We start from the raw sequence: 15,897 nt of genomic DNA, 5'->3' as shown, positions 1-15,897 counted from the left end.
GGTGAATGCGGCCAACCCCATTGGGCGGCGCCGGACGTTTGCCTGTTCCAGTCCAGAACACAAAAGGGGAAGCACATGCAGGGGAAGCAATGGGCCGCGGTGGCGGCCTGTCTGGCAGCGCTGGTGATCTGGCTGGGCGGCGGGGGCGGGGACCTGCGCTCCCAGCGGCTGTCGAGCGATGCCCTGCCGCTGCTGGAAGTCGCCGGCGCCGATCTTCCGGTGCGGCTGCGACAGGCGCAGGTGGAGACGATGGTGGTCGGCGGCGTCGCCCAGACCACCATCGAACTGGAATTCCACAATCCCAACTGGCGCGCACTGGAAGGGCAACTGGCGTTCCCCTTGCGCGAGGGACAACGCATCACCGCGTTCGCGCTGGACTTCGACGGGCACATGCGCGCGGCGGTGCCGGTCGAGAAGGCCAAGGGCCGGCAGGTGTTCGAAGCCATCGCACGCCAGGGCGTGGATCCCGCATTGCTGGAGCAGACCGCGGGCAACCATTTCCGCTTGCGCATCTTTCCGATTCCGGCCACCGGCAGCCGCCGGGTGCGCCTGGTCTACAGCGAGACGCTGGCGCGGGATGGCGACCACTACCGGTTGCCGGTCTCGCTGGCGTTCGCGCGCGGCGCGGACGAGCTGACGTGGGACATGCATGTCGACGGCGCCGCCACCTCGCCGCAGGCGAGCGGAACGCTGGCGGGCACGTTGACCCGGCGCAAGGGAGCGGGGGGGTGGGACGCCCGCTTCACGCGCCGTGGTTTCAGCGGGCAGGGCAGCCTGGAGGTGCGCATCCCGCGCGCGGATGGCCCCCGCAGCCACGTGCAGCGGCTGGAGGAACAGCTGTATTTCCTTGCCGAGTTGCCGGTGGAGGACGCTCCGGTCGCACGCCTCCTGCCCAAGGCGATGATGCTGCTGTGGGACAGTTCGGGGTCGGCGCGCGGACGCGATCACGAGGCCGAACTGGCGGTGCTGGATCGTTACCTGCGCGCGGCCGGCGACATCGACGTCAGCCTGGTGCGCCTGCGCGACGTGGCCGAACCCGCGATGCGCTATCCGGTGCGGCGGGGAGACTGGTCGCGCCTGCGCGAGGAACTGCGCGCCACGGTCTACGATGGCGCCAGTCGGCTGGGCGCGTGGCGACCACGGTCCGACATCGGCGAATACTTGCTGGTCAGTGATGGCGTGGACAACTACGGCCCGTCCGCCGAGTTCCCCGAACTGCAGGCCGGGCAGCGCCTGTTCGCCCTGAGTGCCGCCGGCCCGCACGCCGACGGGCGTCGCCTGCGTGGCTGGGCCGATGCGCGCGGCGGGCGCGCGATCCTGTTCGACGCGGCCGGCGTGGAAGCGGCCGCGCACGATCTGCTCAGCGAGCGGATCAGGTTGCAGTCCATCGAAATGGAGGGGGGCGAGGAATGGATCGCGCCTTCGGCCACGCCCCAGGACGGACTGCTGCGCATCGCCGGTCGCCTGACCGTGTCGACGGCGCAGCTGCGGGTCACCTACCGCGCCCCGGACGGCCGCCTGCACCGCGTCCAGGTGCCGGTTGACGGCACGCGCGCCGCGCTCAGTGGTCCGGTGGGACAACTGTGGGCGGGCTACTGGGTGGATCGCTGGAGCCAGGACACGACGGCCAACGCGGGCCGGATCCGGCGGATGGGCCAGCAGTTCGGGCTGGTCACCGGAGAGACCTCGTTGATGGTCCTGGAGACCATCGAAGACTACGTGGAGCACGAGATCGTCCCGCCGGTCGAATTGCGCGCCGCCTACGAACAGGCCTGGGCGTCGCGCGTGCGGGACCGCGAACGCGGCCAGCGCGAACGGTTGGATGAAGTGGCGATCGCGTTCGAGGAGCGTCGGGAATGGTGGAATCGGGATTGGCCCAAGGGCCGGCCGCCGGCGCCGCCGAAGCTTGAACGTCGCCGGGGCGAAGCGGATCGCGTCACGGATGGATACGCGGCCGCGGACGCTGCCGCGGCACCGGTGGCCGCCGCGCCTCCACCCCCGTCGGCGCCTGCGTCGGTCACGCAACCGATGCCGGAAGGCAACCTGGCGCTGGCGAGGGAGAGAGCGACGCTGGACAGCGTGGCGGTGACCGGCGGCGCGGAAAGCGTGCAGGTGACCCTGCAACCCTGGCAGCCGGATTCCCCCTACGCCCGCCGCCTGCGCGCCGCGCCCGCGGATCACATCTACGCGCTCTATCTCGACGAGCGCGACGAGCATGCGGCCAGCACCGCGTTCTACCTAGACGTGGCCGACATCCTGTTCGAGAAGGGGCAGCGCGCACTTGCCCTGCGCGTTCTGTCCAATCTGGCCGAACTGGATCTGGAGAACCGCCACATCCTGCGCGTACTGGCCTATCGCCTGATGCAGGCGAAGGAGCCGGCGCTCGCGCTGGAGCAGTTCCGGCGGGTGCGCGACATGGCCGAAGAAGAACCGCAGAGCTTCCGCGATCTGGGCCTGGCGCAGGCGGAGGCGGGGGATCCGCAGGCCGCCATCGCGTCGCTGTACGAAGTGGTGCGGCGTGACTGGGACGACCGTTTCGACGGGGTCAAGATGATCGCGCTGACCGAACTCAACGCCATCATCGCCAACGCCGGAAAGCCGCTGGATACCCATGCCATCGATCCGCGTCTGCTGGGCAATCTGCCGCTGGATCTGCGCGCGGTGCTCACCTGGGACAGCGACAACAGCGACATGGATCTGTGGGTCACCGATCCCAACGGCGAGAAATGTTTCTACAGCCACCCGGAAACCTACCAGGGCGGTCGCCTGTCGGATGATTTCACTGGAGGTTATGGTCCGGAGGAATTCGCGCTGCGGGTGGCCAAGCCCGGCAGGTACCGGGTGGAAGCCAACTTCTTCGGTGACCACCAGTCGCTGGTGACCGGCGCGACCACCCTGCAACTGGCTTTCATCACCCGGTTCGGCACGCCGCGCGAGCAGCGGCAGATCGTCACCCTGCGCCTCAAGGAGGCCAGCGAAACCGTCCTGGTCGGCGAGTTCGAAGTGCGTTGAGCGCCTGCGCCCCCGCCAGACCGCGGGGGCGTCCACCGAGGCGTCGGGTGCGCGTGGGCGGACGCGGGAGTGCCTTGCGCACCTACAATGCGCGGATGGGCTCTTCCTCGGACACACTTCATCGCCGCTTCCAGCCATGGCGCCGCAGCTTCGAAGTCGGCTTCTGGGTGATCAGCATGCTGGTCAACGCGGTGGGCAACAGCATCACCGCGGTGATGGACGTGCACCGGAGCGGACTGGGATTCGCGGACTGGGAACCGGTGGTCTGGGAGACCTCCAGCGGCATCCTGCTGCTGGCGCTGGTGCCGGCGGTGGTCGTGTTCACCCGCCGGTTTCCGCTCCATTGGGATACGTTGCGGCGGCAACTGCCGTGGTACCTGCTGGCCAGCGTGGCGTACTCGCTGCTGCACGTGGCCGGCATGGTCGCGCTGCGCATCCTGGCTTACCGCTGGCAGGGGGCGGAGTATGACTTCGGTCCCTGGCCGCGCGAATTGCTCTACGAATACCTCAAGGACGTGCGCACTTTCATTGGCGTGGTCCTGACCATCGAGGTCTATCGGTTCCTGCTGCGCCGCTGGCAGGGCGAGGCCAGCCTGCTCGACGTGCCCGACGAGGGCCCGCCGCTGGAACCGGTGGAGCGCCCGGAACGCTTCCTGGTCCGCAAGCTCGGACGCGAATTCCTGGTGGCGGCCAGCGATATCGAATGGCTGCAGGCGGCCGGCAACTACGTGAACCTGCGGGTACGCGGCCACGACTACCCACTGCGCAGCACCATCGCCGGCATCGAGGCCAAACTGGATCCGACGCGGTTCGCCCGCATCCATCGCAGTTACATCGTCAACCTGGATCAGGTCGTCTCGATCGAACCGCTGGACACCGGCGATGCGCGCATCCATCTCAAGGACGCGACCGCGTTGCCGTGCAGCCGTCGTTACCGCGCGGATCTGCGTAGTCGTACCAGCACCGACCCCGGGTAGAACCGGCGCGCGGGAACGGGTTGCGGCATCGCCGCCAACGGCCTGGCTCCGGATGTTGGCGGATGCGGGCCGTTGGGCGATGCCGGCACCGCGGCGCCGATCCCGGGTCCGGAAAATGGGCGCCTGATGGACATGGGACTGCCTCGTTGGTGAGCCCGCACGTGGCGGGCATGTCGGTGATGGGCAAGTATCGAGATCATGAGTCGGGCGGAAAGCGTCTCCATGCTTTCCTCCCGGCGTTCAGGACGACAGGGACATATGCCGCCACGGACGGGCGATCAGAACATCCACACGGAGCGAAGTGACCCGCGGGCGTAGGGCTGATGGCCGGACAGTCTGCCGTAGCGCGGCGTCACGCCGCCCTCGGGCGTTTCCGTGTAGCGGCAGTCCGCGCTCAGCTGGCCGTCGAATGTCATGAGCTGGGTGACGCCGTGATCCGCTCCGCCGTCCACCCACGTGAATGCCAGCGCCTGGGTGGGCCGCGAATAGAGCTTCAGATCGCATACCGTGGGTGCCATGTGCCGAAGCGCGTAGGCCGCGTGGGTCAGCTCGCCGACGTAGCGGTACACATAGCGGCGACGGGGCAGGGACAGGTCGTCTCCTGGAATGAAGTACCGGCCGTAGCCACTGAGGGTGAGGGTTCGCCCACTGACCTCGATGAACTGGAACGCCGGCGTGTCCTCGTCGGGCGCTTGCTGGCCGGCCAGGATGGCCCGGGCCTTTTCGGGAGACAGCAGCGAGTGGTCCTCCCGGTCATTGTCGCCGGTGACGTGGAAGCCCCGGATGTCCGACAGCATCCGACGCAGTAGATCCGGATCCGGCGTGGGATGCTTCCAGCGCACGTTTCCGGCGCAGCCGGCCAGGAACAGCGCCAGCAGCACGCACGCGAGGGCAGGGAGGGTAACGGGTCTCATACGGGTCCAGGCAGGGAAAGCGGACCATTCTGCTTGCGGGGATGACGAAGGCCATAGGAATCCTCCCCGATTGCAGGGAACCGCCTTTCCGCATGCCCCGGCGGGCGAGGAGGGCATCCGCTTGTTACAATCCCCGGTTCCTCTGTGTGCCCCACCGCCCGCCATGATCGAACTGAATCCCATCCGCCAGCGCATCGCCGACCTGCAGGACCGGTTGGCCTCGCTACGGGGGTATCTTTGACTACGATTCCAAGCGCGAACGCCTGGAAGAAGTGAACCGGGAGCTGGAAAGCCCCGACATCTGGAACAATCCCGAATACGCCCAGCAACTGGGCCGCGAACGCTCGCTGCTGGACAAGACCGTCAATGGCATCCGCGAGATCGACGAGGGGCTGATCGGCTCCAGCGAACTGCTGGAACTGGCCGAGGGCGAGAACGACGAGGAAACCGCGCAGGCGGTGGTCGACGACGTGGAGCGCTATGCCGGCCGGGTGGACAAGCTGGAGTTCCAGCGGATGTTTTCCGGCGAGATGGACAGCGCCAACGCCTTCGTCGACATCCAGGCCGGCGCCGGTGGCACCGAGGCCCAGGACTGGGCCGAAATCCTGCTGCGCATGTACCTGCGCTGGGCCGAGTCGCGCGGCTGGAAGGTCGAATTGATGGAAGCCAGCGACGGCGAAGTGGCCGGCATCAAGTCGGCGACGTTCCGGGTCGAGGGTGATTACGCCTATGGCTGGCTGAAGACCGAAATCGGCGTGCATCGGCTGGTGCGCAAGTCGCCGTTCGATTCGGACAACCGCCGCCATACCAGCTTCACCTCGGTGTTCGTGGCCCCCGAAGTCGACGACAACATCGACATCGACATCAACCCGGCCGATCTGAAGACCGACGTCTACCGCTCCTCCGGTGCCGGTGGCCAGCACGTCAACAAGACCGAATCGGCGGTGCGCATCACCCACGTGCCCAGTGGCGTGGTGGTGGCCTGCCAGACCGAACGCAGCCAGCACGCCAATCGCGATCGCGCGATGAAGATGCTGAAGGCCAAGCTGTACGAGATCGAGATCCAGAAGCGCAACGCCGAGAAGAGCGCACTGGAAGCGACCAAGGCCGACATCGGCTGGGGTAGCCAGATCCGCAACTACGTGCTCGACCAGAGCCGGATCAAGGATCTGCGCACCGGCATCGAACGTACCGACACCCAGAAGGTGCTGGATGGCGATCTGGACGAATTCCTGGAAGCCAGCCTGAAGACCGGCCTGGAAGCCGGCGCCAAACGCATCGACGCATAATCCGCGGGCACGGGGCCGCGGCCCCGACCCGATTCCGCGGCCCGGCCGCACCTCCATATTTCCCACCGACCCGTACCCGCCATGACCGACGAGACCCCCGCGCAGACGCCCCACGCCGACGAGAACAGCCTCATCGCCGAGCGCCGCGCGAAACTCACGGCGCTGCGCGGGCAGGGCATCGCCTATCCGAACGACTTCCGCCGCGCCGACTACGCAGGCGACCTGCAGGCCCAGTACGCCGACCAGGATCTGTGGACCGCCGAGAGCCTGGAAGCGGCCAGCCGCCGCGTCAGCGTCGCCGGCCGCCTGATGGCCAAGCGGGTGATGGGCAAGGCCAGCTTCGTCCAGATCCAGGACGAGTCCGGCCGCCTGCAGCTGTTCCTGCAGTCCAATGCGCTGGGCGACACCTACGAGGCCTTCAAGGGCTGGGATATCGGCGACATCGTCGCCGCCGAGGGCGCGCTGACCCGCACCAGGACCGGCGAGCTGTCGGTCAAGGCGGAGCATCTGCGACTGCTGACCAAGGCACTGCGCCCGCTGCCGGACAAGTGGCATGGCCTTTCCGACGTGGAGCAGCGTTACCGCCAGCGCTACGTGGATCTGATCGTCACCCCGGAAGCGCGCGACGTCTTCATCAAGCGCTCGCGCATCATCCGCGCGATCCGCGAATGGCTGGACGCGCGCCGCTTCCTGGAAGTGGAAACGCCGATGATGCATTACATCCCCGGCGGCGCCGCGGCCAAGCCGTTCGTCACCCATCACAACGCGCTGGACATGGATCTCTATCTGCGGGTGGCGCCGGAGCTGTATCTCAAGCGGCTGGTGGTCGGTGGCCTGGAGCGGGTCTACGAGATCAACCGCAACTTCCGCAACGAAGGCGTCAGTACCCGCCACAATCCGGAATTCACCATGCTCGAACTGTACGAGGCCTACGCCACGTACAACGAGATCATGGACCTGACCGAATCGGTCATCCGCGATGTCGCCCACGAGGTGCTGGGCACCGGCGCGGTCAATTGGGAAGGCCAGGCCATCGATCTGGAGCCCGCCTTCCGCCGCTGGCGGATGGACGAGGCGGTGCGCCACCACAATCCGGAAATCAGCCTGGCCGACTGCACGGATCGCGAGGCACTGGCGCGCCACTGCGCGCGCCTGAAGATCACGGTCAAGCCGTCCCATGGCTGGGGCAAGCTGCTGCTGGAGATTTTCGAGCGGACCGTCGAACACACGCTGATCCAGCCGACCTTCATCACCGACCATCCGGTCGAGGTATCACCGCTGGCCCGCGCCAACGATCAGAACCCCGGCTACACGGATCGCTTCGAGCTGTTCATCAACGGCAAGGAACTCGCCAACGGCTTCTCCGAGCTCAACGACCCGGAAGACCAGGCCGCGCGGTTCCAGGCCCAGGTGGCGGCCAAGGAAGGCGGTGATGACGAGGCGATGCATTACGACGCCGACTACATCCGGGCGCTGGAAGTGGGCCTGCCGCCCACCGGCGGCCTCGGGGTCGGCATCGACCGGCTGGTGATGCTGCTGACCGGCTCGGACTCGATCCGCGACGTGCTCCTGTTCCCCTACATGCGGCCGGAACACCAGGGCTGAGCCGGAACCGCCGCAGCGCGGCAAGCGGGGTGACGCACCGGGTCGGTTACCGGCACCCACCGCGCCCCGCCCGGGATGCCGGATTCCCGGCGCGACCTGCCTGGAGCGCCCAGGCCGCCCGCCGGATTCCGGCGTCAAAAGCCCGCTATCGCGGGCTTTTTTGCGTGATGGCCTTCGCGGTTCCGACCCATGGTAGAGGCCTGTCATCACACTGGCACGCTTCCTGCGTCAAAAATCCCACGTTTCCCGTCCACGCCCTCGTGTCCACACGCGAGAGCCGGGGCAGGAGAGGGATCCAGACGCCATCGATACACGCAGGAAACGGTTCCGATGCTAGATGCCAGTGCAGCCATCGCCGGAGTATCCTTGCCCGACAGTCACTTCATGTGGCCACAAGGGGCGGGAAGCGCTTTGAATATCGTCATCGTCGATGACCAGACTTCGGCGCGCACGATGCTGCGCCATGTAATCGAGGACATCGCCTCGGAACTGAGCGTGCACGACTTCGGGGATCCCCAGGTCGCGCTGGAGTGGTGCGAGAAGAACCGCACCGATCTGCTGTTGCTGGATTACCGCATGCCGGGCATGGACGGGCTGGAGTTCGCCCGCCGGTTCCGCCGCCTGCCGCTGCACCGCGACATCCCGATCATCCTGATCACGGTGGTCGGCGACGAGCCGATCCGCCAGGCGGCGCTGGAAGCGGGCGTGATCGATTTCCTGGTCAAGCCGGTCCGTCCGCGCGAACTGCGCGCCCGCTGCCGCAACCTGCTGCAGCTGCGCCAGCAGTCCGAGAACGTCAAGCAGCGCGCCCTGTCGCTGGAGCAGCGCCTGCTGTCCAGCATGCACGAGGTCGAAGAGCGCGAACGCGAAACGCTGTCGCGGCTCGCCCGCGCCATCGAGTACCGCGACAGCGGCACCAGCGCCTATCTGGAGCGCATGGCCCACGTGGCCGCGCTGATCGCCGACGAGCTGGGACTGCCGGAGGACGAGGTCCGGGCGATCGAACTGGCCGCGCCGTTGCATGACATGGGCAAGATCGCCATTCCCGACTCGGTGCTCATGAAGCCCGGTCCGCTGACCGAGGACGAGACCGACGTGATGCGCCGGCACCCGAAGATCGGCCATCAGTTGCTGTCGGGCAGCCAGAACCGCTTCATCCAGACCGGCGCGATCATCGCCTTGCGCCATCACGAACGCTACGACGGCAGCGGCTACCCGGATGGCCTGGTCGGCGACGAGATTCCGTTGGAAGCGAGGATAGTGGCGGTCGCGGATGTGTTCGATGCCCTGATCTCGCCCCGGCCCTACAAGAAGGCCTGGGAGAAGGATGCGGCGCTGGCGTACCTGTACGCGCAGCGCGGCCGCCTGTTCGACCCCTCCTGCGTGGATGCGCTCATCCGCGGGCGGGAACGTCTGGACGACATCTGCGAGCGCTATTCGACGGTGCAGAGCCGTCCAGGGATGGAATGAGTCATGGAACGCAATCTGGCCTCCTGGATCAAGAACCGTCTGGCCAACCGGCCGGACAGTGAGCACGGCCAGACCGCGATCCGCGTGATCATCTTCACCGGCGTCATCGTGTACATGGGCATCGCCGCCCTGTACGGGGCGCTGCCGCCGGACGTGTACCGCTGGTCGGCGACCATGAGCGGCGTCGGCGCCGCGATCGGCCTGATGCTGTTCATCGCGATCCTGCTGGAGCCCGGCAAGTCGCATGTGCGCCGGGTCATCGGCATGCTCACCGACTACGGCCTGATGACCGTGGCGATGGTGCTCAAGGGCGAGCCGCTGGCGTGGCTGTACGTGATCCTGATGTGGGTGACGGTCGGCAACGGCCTGCGCTACGGCAACCGCTATCTGCTCGGCGCGGTGGCCTCGGCCTGCATCAGTTTCGGCATCGTGCTGACGATCAGCCCGTATTGGCAGCAGAACCTCGATCTCGGCCTGGGCCTGTGGGTGGGTCTGATCGCGGTGCCGATGTACCTGTCCGGCCTGCTGCGGGATCTGACCCGCGCCACCGAGGAAGCGCGCCGGGCCAACGAGGCCAAGAGCCGCTTCCTGGCCAACATGAGCCACGAGTTCCGCACGCCGCTCAACGGTCTGGCCGGCATGTCCGAGCTCTTGGCGACCACCCGTCTGGACAGCGAACAGCGCGAGTGCCTGTCGACCATCCAGGCTTCCACCCGCAGCCTGCTGGCGCTGGTGGAGGACGTGCTGGACATTTCGGCCATCGAGGCCGGCAAGCTCAAGCTCAACGTGGTCGAGTTCTCGCCGCGCGAGCTGGTCGAGAGCATCGGCCTGATCCTGCTGCCGCAGGCGCGCGGCAAGCAGCTCAATTACGAAGTGCAGTTCGACGACGACGTGCCTGCGGTGCTGCGCGGCGATTCCGGGCACCTGCGCCAGGTCCTGCTGAACCTGGCCGGCAACGCGGTCAAGTTCACCGACAAGGGCGAAGTGCGCCTGCAGGTCGCCCTGGCCGGCAGTCCGAACCGGTTGCGCTTCACCGTGACCGATACCGGCATCGGCATCCCGGCCTCTGTCCGCGAACGCCTGTTCGAGGCGTTCGAGCAGGCCGACGTCAGCCTGGCGCGCCGCTATGGCGGCACCGGCCTGGGCACCACCATCGCCAAGGGCCTGACCGAGGCAATGGGGGGCACCATCGGTTTCGAGAGCAGCGAGCAGCGCGGCAGTTCGTTCTGGGTGGAGCTGCCGTTCGAACCGGTCCAGCCCCGCGAGGTCACGCCGGCCATCCACGCGCCCGCGCACTGGCTCGACGAAGGCACCGGCAAGCCCGGCGCCGAGAACATCATCGCGTTCTCCGATCCGTTCCTGCGCCATCGCGCGCGGGTGCGCAGCATGCAGCTCCTGGTCGCCGACGATCACGAGGCGAACCGGATGGTCGTGCAGCGCCTGCTGCAGAAGGCCGGCCATCGCGTGACCTGCGTCAACGGCGGCGAGGACGTGCTCAATGCGCTGGATTCATTCGACTACGATGCGGTCATCTGCGATCTGCACATGCCCGACGTCAGCGGCCTGGATCTGCTCAAGCAACTGCGGGTGATGGAAGCCGGTTCCGGCCAGCGCACGCCGGTGGTGATCCTGAGCGCGGACGTCACCCCGGACGCCATCCGCAATTGCGAGCGCGCGGGTGCCCGCGCGTTCCTGGCCAAGCCGGTGGTCGCGACCCGCCTGCTGGATACGCTCGCCGAAATCGCCACCAATGGCGCGGTCACCGCGCAGGCGCAGACGCCGGTGCCGACCACCGCGGTGCGGGTGGGCGACGAGATCCTCGACATGACCGTGCTGGACGAACTCAGCGCGCTGGGCATGGGCGAAGCCTTCGAGCGCGAATTCATCGCGCAGTGCCTCAACGATGCCGATGGCTGCATCGGCGCCATGGCGCATGCCATGGAGCATGGCCAGGGCGAACATCTCCGCGATCACGCGCATGCGCTCAAGGGCGTCGCCAGCAACCTCGGCCTGATCAAACTGGCGGCGGCCGCGAGTGAGCTGATGCGGCTGGCCGACTGGCAGGTCGCGCGTGAGTGGCGGCAACGGCTGGCCGCGGTGAATTCCTATCTGGCCCAAGGCAGGGCGGCTCTGGAAGCGCGCGAGCGGGCACGCCATTCACCCGATCACGGCAGCCACGAGCGCAATTGAACCGGTTGCGCGATATCAGGGGGTAAAGCTCGGGCGGGCGGCCATGGCCTGCCCGCCATCCGGGGTGCCTTGCGCAGTCCCCGCCCCCTGTGGTGGCTGCGATTCGAACTTCGATCAGGCGGCCTGCATGGCACGCTTTTCCTGCGCCCGCACGATGCGCTCCATCATCCGCAGGGACTTGTCGCCCAGCGCCAGCGCGGTGTCGACCCAGACTTCGGTGATGTTCATCAGTTCGTCGTAGCTGACCCGCTGGGCCAGGCCGCGGACCGTGTTCATCGCCAGATGCGAGTAGGGCGCACGCTGCTGCTGGCGGATCAGATCCTGCACGGCGGCTTCGCCCTGACCCTTCGGTACCAGGATGTCGACGACGCCCATCTTGTAGAACTCGTCACTCGAATACATGTTGCCTTCCAGGATGATGCGCTCGGCCAGCTGCGGCGACACGCGCTTGCACAGGAACGAATAGGCGCCCATGCCCGGGAACAGGCCGAACAGGACTTCCGGCAGGCCCATTTCAACGCCTTCCTCGGCGACGATGGTGTGGCAGGCCAGCGCCATTTCCAGGCCACCGCCGAGGGCGTCGCCCTGCAGCAGCGCGATCGTGCGGACATCACCGCCCAGGCCGGTGTGCAGCGTGTACACGCCATCGATGCAGCGGCGGGCGTAGGCCAGCAGATGTTCGCGGTCATTGGCGCGGATCAGTTTGGCGAACAGCTCCAGGTCGCCGCCCAGATTGAAGGCCGGCGCCGAGGAGGCCAGCACGAAGTGGCGCAGGCGGCCGGACTGGCGCTCGCTCTCGCGCAGGGTGATCGAAGAAGTGAAGCTCCACATTTCATCCAGCAGTTCGCTGCGGAAGCACGGCCGGGAACCCTTGCCAGCGTCGTTGTGCATGTACATCCAATGGCTGTTGCCATCGGGCGCGGATTCCACGCGAATGGTGGAGAAATTGCGGGTGCGCTGCAGTTTTTCGACGTTGTTCATGATGACTCCTGGTGGCTTGTGGCCGATGGTGTGGGGATTGGTATTGGGGACGTGCTGGGCACGGCGCGATGCTACACCTGAACGGATAGTGAAAAGACGACGCACACTGACTGGACCGCTGGGGACAGGGTTTATCCCTTCCCGTTGTTCATAAATGTGATGATATTCTCAAATTTAACCCTAAAGTTTTCAGGGAAAAAGAAAGGCCGGCTTTCGCCGGCCTTTCGATTCTCAGCGGGATGCCCCGGTCGGGGGCGGCTCGCGGAGCTCCTTCCTGAGGATTTTCCCGACATTGGTTTTCGGCAACTCGGTCCGGAATTCGATGTAGCGGGGCTGCTTGTAGCCGGTCAGGTTGTCGCGGCAGTAGGCCTTGATCTTCTCCTCGGTCAGGGACGGGTCCTTCTTGACCACGAACACCTTGACCACCTCGCCGGAGCGCTCGTCCGGCACGCCGATCGCCGCCACTTCCAGGACGCCTTCCAGACCGGCGATCACGTCCTCCACTTCGTTCGGGTACACGTTGAAGCCGGACACCAGGATCATGTCCTTCTTGCGATCGACGATGTAGAAGAAACCTTCGGCGTCCATCTTGGCCATGTCGCCGGTGTGCAGCCAGCCATCGGCATCGACGACCTTGGCGGTTTCCTCCGGACGCTGCCAGTAGCCGCGCATCACCTGCGGTCCCTTGATGCAGAGTTCGCCCACTTCACCCAGCGCGACCAGATTGCCGTCGTCGTCCTTCAGGCAGGCGTCGGTCGAGGGGATGGGCAGGCCGATCGCGCCGTTGTAGTCCTTCAGGTCCATCGGGTTGATGCAGGCCGCCGGCGCGGTCTCGGTCAGGCCGTAGGCCTCCACCAGAGTCACGCCGGTGACCTTCTTCCAGCGGTCGGCCACGGCGCGCTGCACCGCCATGCCGCCACCCAGGGTCAGATGCAGGCGCGAGAAGTCGACCTGATCGAAGCCGGGCGTGTTCAGCAGGCCGTTGAACAGCGTGTTGACGCCGGTGATCGCGGTGAACTGGATCTTGCTGATCTCCTTGACGAAGTTCGGCATGTCGCGCGGATTGGTGATCAGGTGATTGGACGCACCGAACTTCATGAACACCAGGCAGTTCGCGGTGAGCGCGAAGATGTGGTAAAGCGGCAGCGCCGTGACGATCAACTCGCCGTCGGACTTGACGTCACGGCCAATCCACGCCGACGCCTGCTGCATGTTGGCGACCATGTTGCGATGGGTCAGCATCGCGCCCTTGGCCACGCCCGTGGTGCCGCCGGTGTACTGGAGGAAAGCGATGTCTTCCGGCGCGATCTCGATCTCGGGCAAGGTTTGCAGGCGGCCCAGGGTCAGGGTGTCCTTGAAGCGGACGGTGCCGGCGATGTCGTAGTCGGGCACCATCTTCTTGACGTACTTCAGCACGAAGTTGATCAGTGGTCCCTTGGGGAAACCCAGCAGGTCGCCCAGGCCGGTGGTGATGACCTGCTTGAGCGAGGTCAGGCCCGGAATGGCTTCCTGCACGGTCTTGCCGAAGTTGTCCACGACCAGCAGCACGCTGGTGCCGGAGTCGGACAACTGGTGGCGCAGTTCGCGCGGGGTGTACATCGGATTGACGTTGACCACCGTCAGTCCGGCGCGCAGCACGCCGAAGATGGCGACCGGGTACTGCAGGCAGTTGGGCATCATGATCGCGACGCGATCGCCCTTCTTCAGTTTGAGTTCGCCGAGCAGGTAGGCGGCGAACTGCTTGCTGAGGGTGTCGATCTCGCCATAGGTAAGACTCTTTCCGAAGTTCGAGAACGCCGGACGGTTGCGATAACGATCGATGGCGCTTTCCAGCACCGACACGATGGAACGGTATTCATCCAGGTCGATTTCGTGCGGAACGCCTTCCGGATAGCTCTTGAACCACGGACGGTCTTGACTCATCTTCTACTCCCTCCCCAGGGCCATGCTTCGGGTATGTATGCAATGTCGGCGCGAACGCCGTGTGGGGTCCACGAGAGTGAGCATACCGTTCCGGATGGAAAAGGCGAAGGGCGGGTGAAGAACGTAATCCGGGAGCCCGAATCCACCCGCGCCAGGCTCTGGCGAACATGCCTGTTGCTGGTCCTGTCGCTGCACCTGGCGGGCTGCGCCCGACCCACACCCGAGCAACAACTGCGTGATCAGTTCGCGGCCCTGCAGCGGGCGGTCGAACAACGCCAGCCGGCGGACGCGATGGAAGGGGTCGCCGAGGATTTCTCCGGCCCCGCGGGCATGGATCGTGCTGCGTTGCACAACCTGCTGCGCGCGCAATTGCTGGCGCGCGAGAGCGTCGGGGTGACCACGGGACAGCTGGATGTCAGCCTGCAGGCCGACACCGCGACCGTTCGTTTCGATGCCCTGCTCACCGGCGCCGGCCGTGGCCGTTGGCTGCCGGATAGCGCGCAGGCGTATCGCGTCACCACCGGCTGGCGCAGGGAAGACGACGAATGGCGACTCCATTACGCGGAATGGCAGACGGGTCCCTGAGCCGGCCGGGTCAGCGGCAACGCAGGTAGGGCGATCCCGCGACCAGCGCCCGATTGCGCAGCGACAAGGGCGGACCGCCGGCATATCCCTCGTCGTGCGGGGTCACGGTCAGCACGCCGGGTTTCTCGTCCGCGTTGAAGGTCATCAACACCGGATAGGCACCGTCGCGCCCGAATGGAAAGAACCATTGGCTGCTGCCTTCGTAGAAATTGCCGCCATAGCTGGCCGCGTACTCCAGGCGCGTCACCCGTTCGCTGCGGCCCTCGACCTCGAAGCCCATGCCGGATGCGTCGATGACGATCCGCGGTTGCCGGCCGCAGTCGCCACCGGGCGCGTAGCGTCCCTGCAGGGGCGCGAAGTCCTTCATGCCGGTGATCTCGACGGCGTGGGCCGCCGGGACGCAGGACAGCACCGGCAGCAGGAGCCCGCCGGACAACAGTAGTGCGCGCATGGTGTTTCCCCGGGCGAACCGGCGGATCCGGTCCTTCACCAGGTGCCACGTTGGCGCCGTCAGGAACCGGCAACCGCCGGGCGGATGCTTGGGGAGATTCAATCCTTCGGCGGAGCCCGACCATGCCCATTGTGTGGGAGCGACGGGAACATTCGTCCACCAGCGCCTGTCGCGACTTACGTCGCTCCCACAGGGAACAAGGTGACGCCCGATCCTGCTGAAGGACCGGGCGCTCTTTCCGTCACGCCGCCCCGCGTGCTTCGCGGGGCGGGGCTTCCGTTGTATCAGCGTTCGATCATGCGGCCTTGCGCGCCGCCAACCGGCGAAGCACGTAGTGGAGCAGGCCGCCGTGGCGGGCGAAACCGGCGCGTTTGCCAGCCATCGGCTCGCGCGCCGGGAGAGCGCCCCGCGTGCTTCGCGGGGCGGGGCTTCCGTTGTATCAGCGTCCGATCATGCAGCCTTGCGCGCCGCCAACCGGCGAAGCACGTAGTGGAGCAGGC

General features: G+C 66.6%; 11 protein-coding genes. 7 read left to right on the top strand and 4 right to left on the bottom strand.

Annotated features, from left to right (window positions below; translation table 11 throughout):
• Positions 1 to 75: 75 nt before the first annotated feature.
• Both AC3DEZ_RS11610 and AC3DEZ_RS11605 read left to right on the top strand, forming a co-directional pair.
• The gene (locus AC3DEZ_RS11610) at positions 76 to 3,012 is read left to right on the top strand and encodes a DUF2135 domain-containing protein (protein WP_488388347.1); all 2,937 of its coding nucleotides are present in this window, start codon (positions 76 to 78) and stop codon (positions 3,010 to 3,012) included.
• A 95-nt stretch (positions 3,013 to 3,107) separates the two neighbouring features.
• A complete protein-coding gene (locus AC3DEZ_RS11605) occupies positions 3,108 to 3,989 on the top strand; it encodes a LytTR family DNA-binding domain-containing protein (RefSeq protein ID WP_488388501.1) in 882 nt (293 codons plus the stop codon).
• A 278-nt stretch (positions 3,990 to 4,267) separates the two neighbouring features.
• On the opposite strand, the gene AC3DEZ_RS11600 is transcribed toward AC3DEZ_RS11605, so the two are convergent.
• On the bottom strand, positions 4,268 to 4,903 hold the full coding sequence (locus AC3DEZ_RS11600) for a hypothetical protein (protein WP_488388346.1): 636 nt from the start codon (positions 4,901 to 4,903) through the stop codon (positions 4,268 to 4,270).
• A 163-nt stretch (positions 4,904 to 5,066) separates the two neighbouring features.
• Here AC3DEZ_RS11600 and prfB point away from each other — a divergent pair.
• From prfB to AC3DEZ_RS11580, 4 genes are all read left to right on the top strand, one after another.
• Positions 5,067 to 6,192 (top strand): peptide chain release factor 2 gene (gene prfB, locus AC3DEZ_RS11595; RefSeq protein ID WP_488388345.1). Its coding sequence is split into 2 segments (ribosomal slippage): positions 5,067 to 5,141 and positions 5,143 to 6,192, totalling 1,125 coding nucleotides; the frame shifts between segments, so codons are not numbered across the junction.
• A gap of 81 nt (positions 6,193 to 6,273) precedes the next feature.
• Complete coding sequence (lysS, locus tag AC3DEZ_RS11590; protein WP_488388344.1) at positions 6,274 to 7,797, top strand: lysine--tRNA ligase; 1,524 nt, start codon at positions 6,274 to 6,276, stop codon at positions 7,795 to 7,797.
• 330 nt (positions 7,798 to 8,127) lie between these two features.
• Complete coding sequence (locus AC3DEZ_RS11585) at positions 8,128 to 9,267, top strand: HD domain-containing phosphohydrolase (RefSeq protein ID WP_183641532.1); 1,140 nt, start codon at positions 8,128 to 8,130, stop codon at positions 9,265 to 9,267.
• Between the two features lie 3 nt (positions 9,268 to 9,270).
• The gene (locus tag AC3DEZ_RS11580) at positions 9,271 to 11,457 is read left to right on the top strand and encodes an ATP-binding protein (RefSeq protein ID WP_488388343.1); all 2,187 of its coding nucleotides are present in this window, start codon (positions 9,271 to 9,273) and stop codon (positions 11,455 to 11,457) included.
• A 114-nt stretch (positions 11,458 to 11,571) separates the two neighbouring features.
• Here the strand turns inward: AC3DEZ_RS11580 and AC3DEZ_RS11575 are convergent, their stop codons facing one another.
• Positions 11,572 to 12,438 carry a crotonase/enoyl-CoA hydratase family protein gene (locus AC3DEZ_RS11575; RefSeq protein WP_295375678.1) on the bottom strand — a complete coding sequence of 289 codons (867 nt, stop codon included), beginning with the start codon at positions 12,436 to 12,438 and terminating at the stop codon, positions 11,572 to 11,574.
• Between the two features lie 231 nt (positions 12,439 to 12,669).
• Positions 12,670 to 14,361: a long-chain fatty acid--CoA ligase gene (locus AC3DEZ_RS11570; protein ID WP_447102068.1), complete on the bottom strand. Its 1,692-nt coding sequence runs from the start codon at positions 14,359 to 14,361 to the stop codon at positions 12,670 to 12,672.
• A 114-nt stretch (positions 14,362 to 14,475) separates the two neighbouring features.
• Between AC3DEZ_RS11570 and AC3DEZ_RS11565 the strand changes: the two genes are divergently transcribed.
• Positions 14,476 to 14,946: a nuclear transport factor 2 family protein gene (locus AC3DEZ_RS11565; RefSeq protein WP_488388342.1), complete on the top strand. Its 471-nt coding sequence runs from the start codon at positions 14,476 to 14,478 to the stop codon at positions 14,944 to 14,946.
• A gap of 10 nt (positions 14,947 to 14,956) precedes the next feature.
• Here the strand turns inward: AC3DEZ_RS11565 and AC3DEZ_RS11560 are convergent, their stop codons facing one another.
• Complete coding sequence (locus AC3DEZ_RS11560) at positions 14,957 to 15,397, bottom strand: hypothetical protein (RefSeq protein ID WP_488388341.1); 441 nt, start codon at positions 15,395 to 15,397, stop codon at positions 14,957 to 14,959.
• Positions 15,398 to 15,897 lie beyond the last annotated feature (500 nt).

This window comes from Pseudoxanthomonas sp. 134C1, from assembly GCF_057773065.1.
Note: the sequence above shows the minus strand (reverse complement) of the source record. Positions and strands in the feature narration are given on the sequence as shown.

Bases quoted from the DNA above. Each gene is read 5' to 3' on its own strand.
- lysS (WP_488388344.1), top strand. From the start codon at position 6,274: ATGACCGACGAGACCCCCGCGCAGACGCCCCACGCCGACGAGAACAGC.
- AC3DEZ_RS11580 (WP_488388343.1), top strand. From the start codon at position 9,271: ATGGAACGCAATCTGGCCTCCTGGATCAAGAACCGTCTGGCCAACCGG.
- AC3DEZ_RS11585 (WP_183641532.1), top strand. From the start codon at position 8,128: ATGCTAGATGCCAGTGCAGCCATCGCCGGAGTATCCTTGCCCGACAGT.
- AC3DEZ_RS11575 (WP_295375678.1), bottom strand. From the start codon at position 12,438: ATGAACAACGTCGAAAAACTGCAGCGCACCCGCAATTTCTCCACCATT.
- AC3DEZ_RS11600 (WP_488388346.1), bottom strand. From the start codon at position 4,903: ATGAGACCCGTTACCCTCCCTGCCCTCGCGTGCGTGCTGCTGGCGCTG.
- AC3DEZ_RS11605 (WP_488388501.1), top strand. From the start codon at position 3,108: ATGGGCTCTTCCTCGGACACACTTCATCGCCGCTTCCAGCCATGGCGC.
- AC3DEZ_RS11610 (WP_488388347.1), top strand. From the start codon at position 76: ATGCAGGGGAAGCAATGGGCCGCGGTGGCGGCCTGTCTGGCAGCGCTG.
- AC3DEZ_RS11570 (WP_447102068.1), bottom strand. From the start codon at position 14,361: ATGAGTCAAGACCGTCCGTGGTTCAAGAGCTATCCGGAAGGCGTTCCG.
- AC3DEZ_RS11560 (WP_488388341.1), bottom strand. From the start codon at position 15,397: ATGCGCGCACTACTGTTGTCCGGCGGGCTCCTGCTGCCGGTGCTGTCC.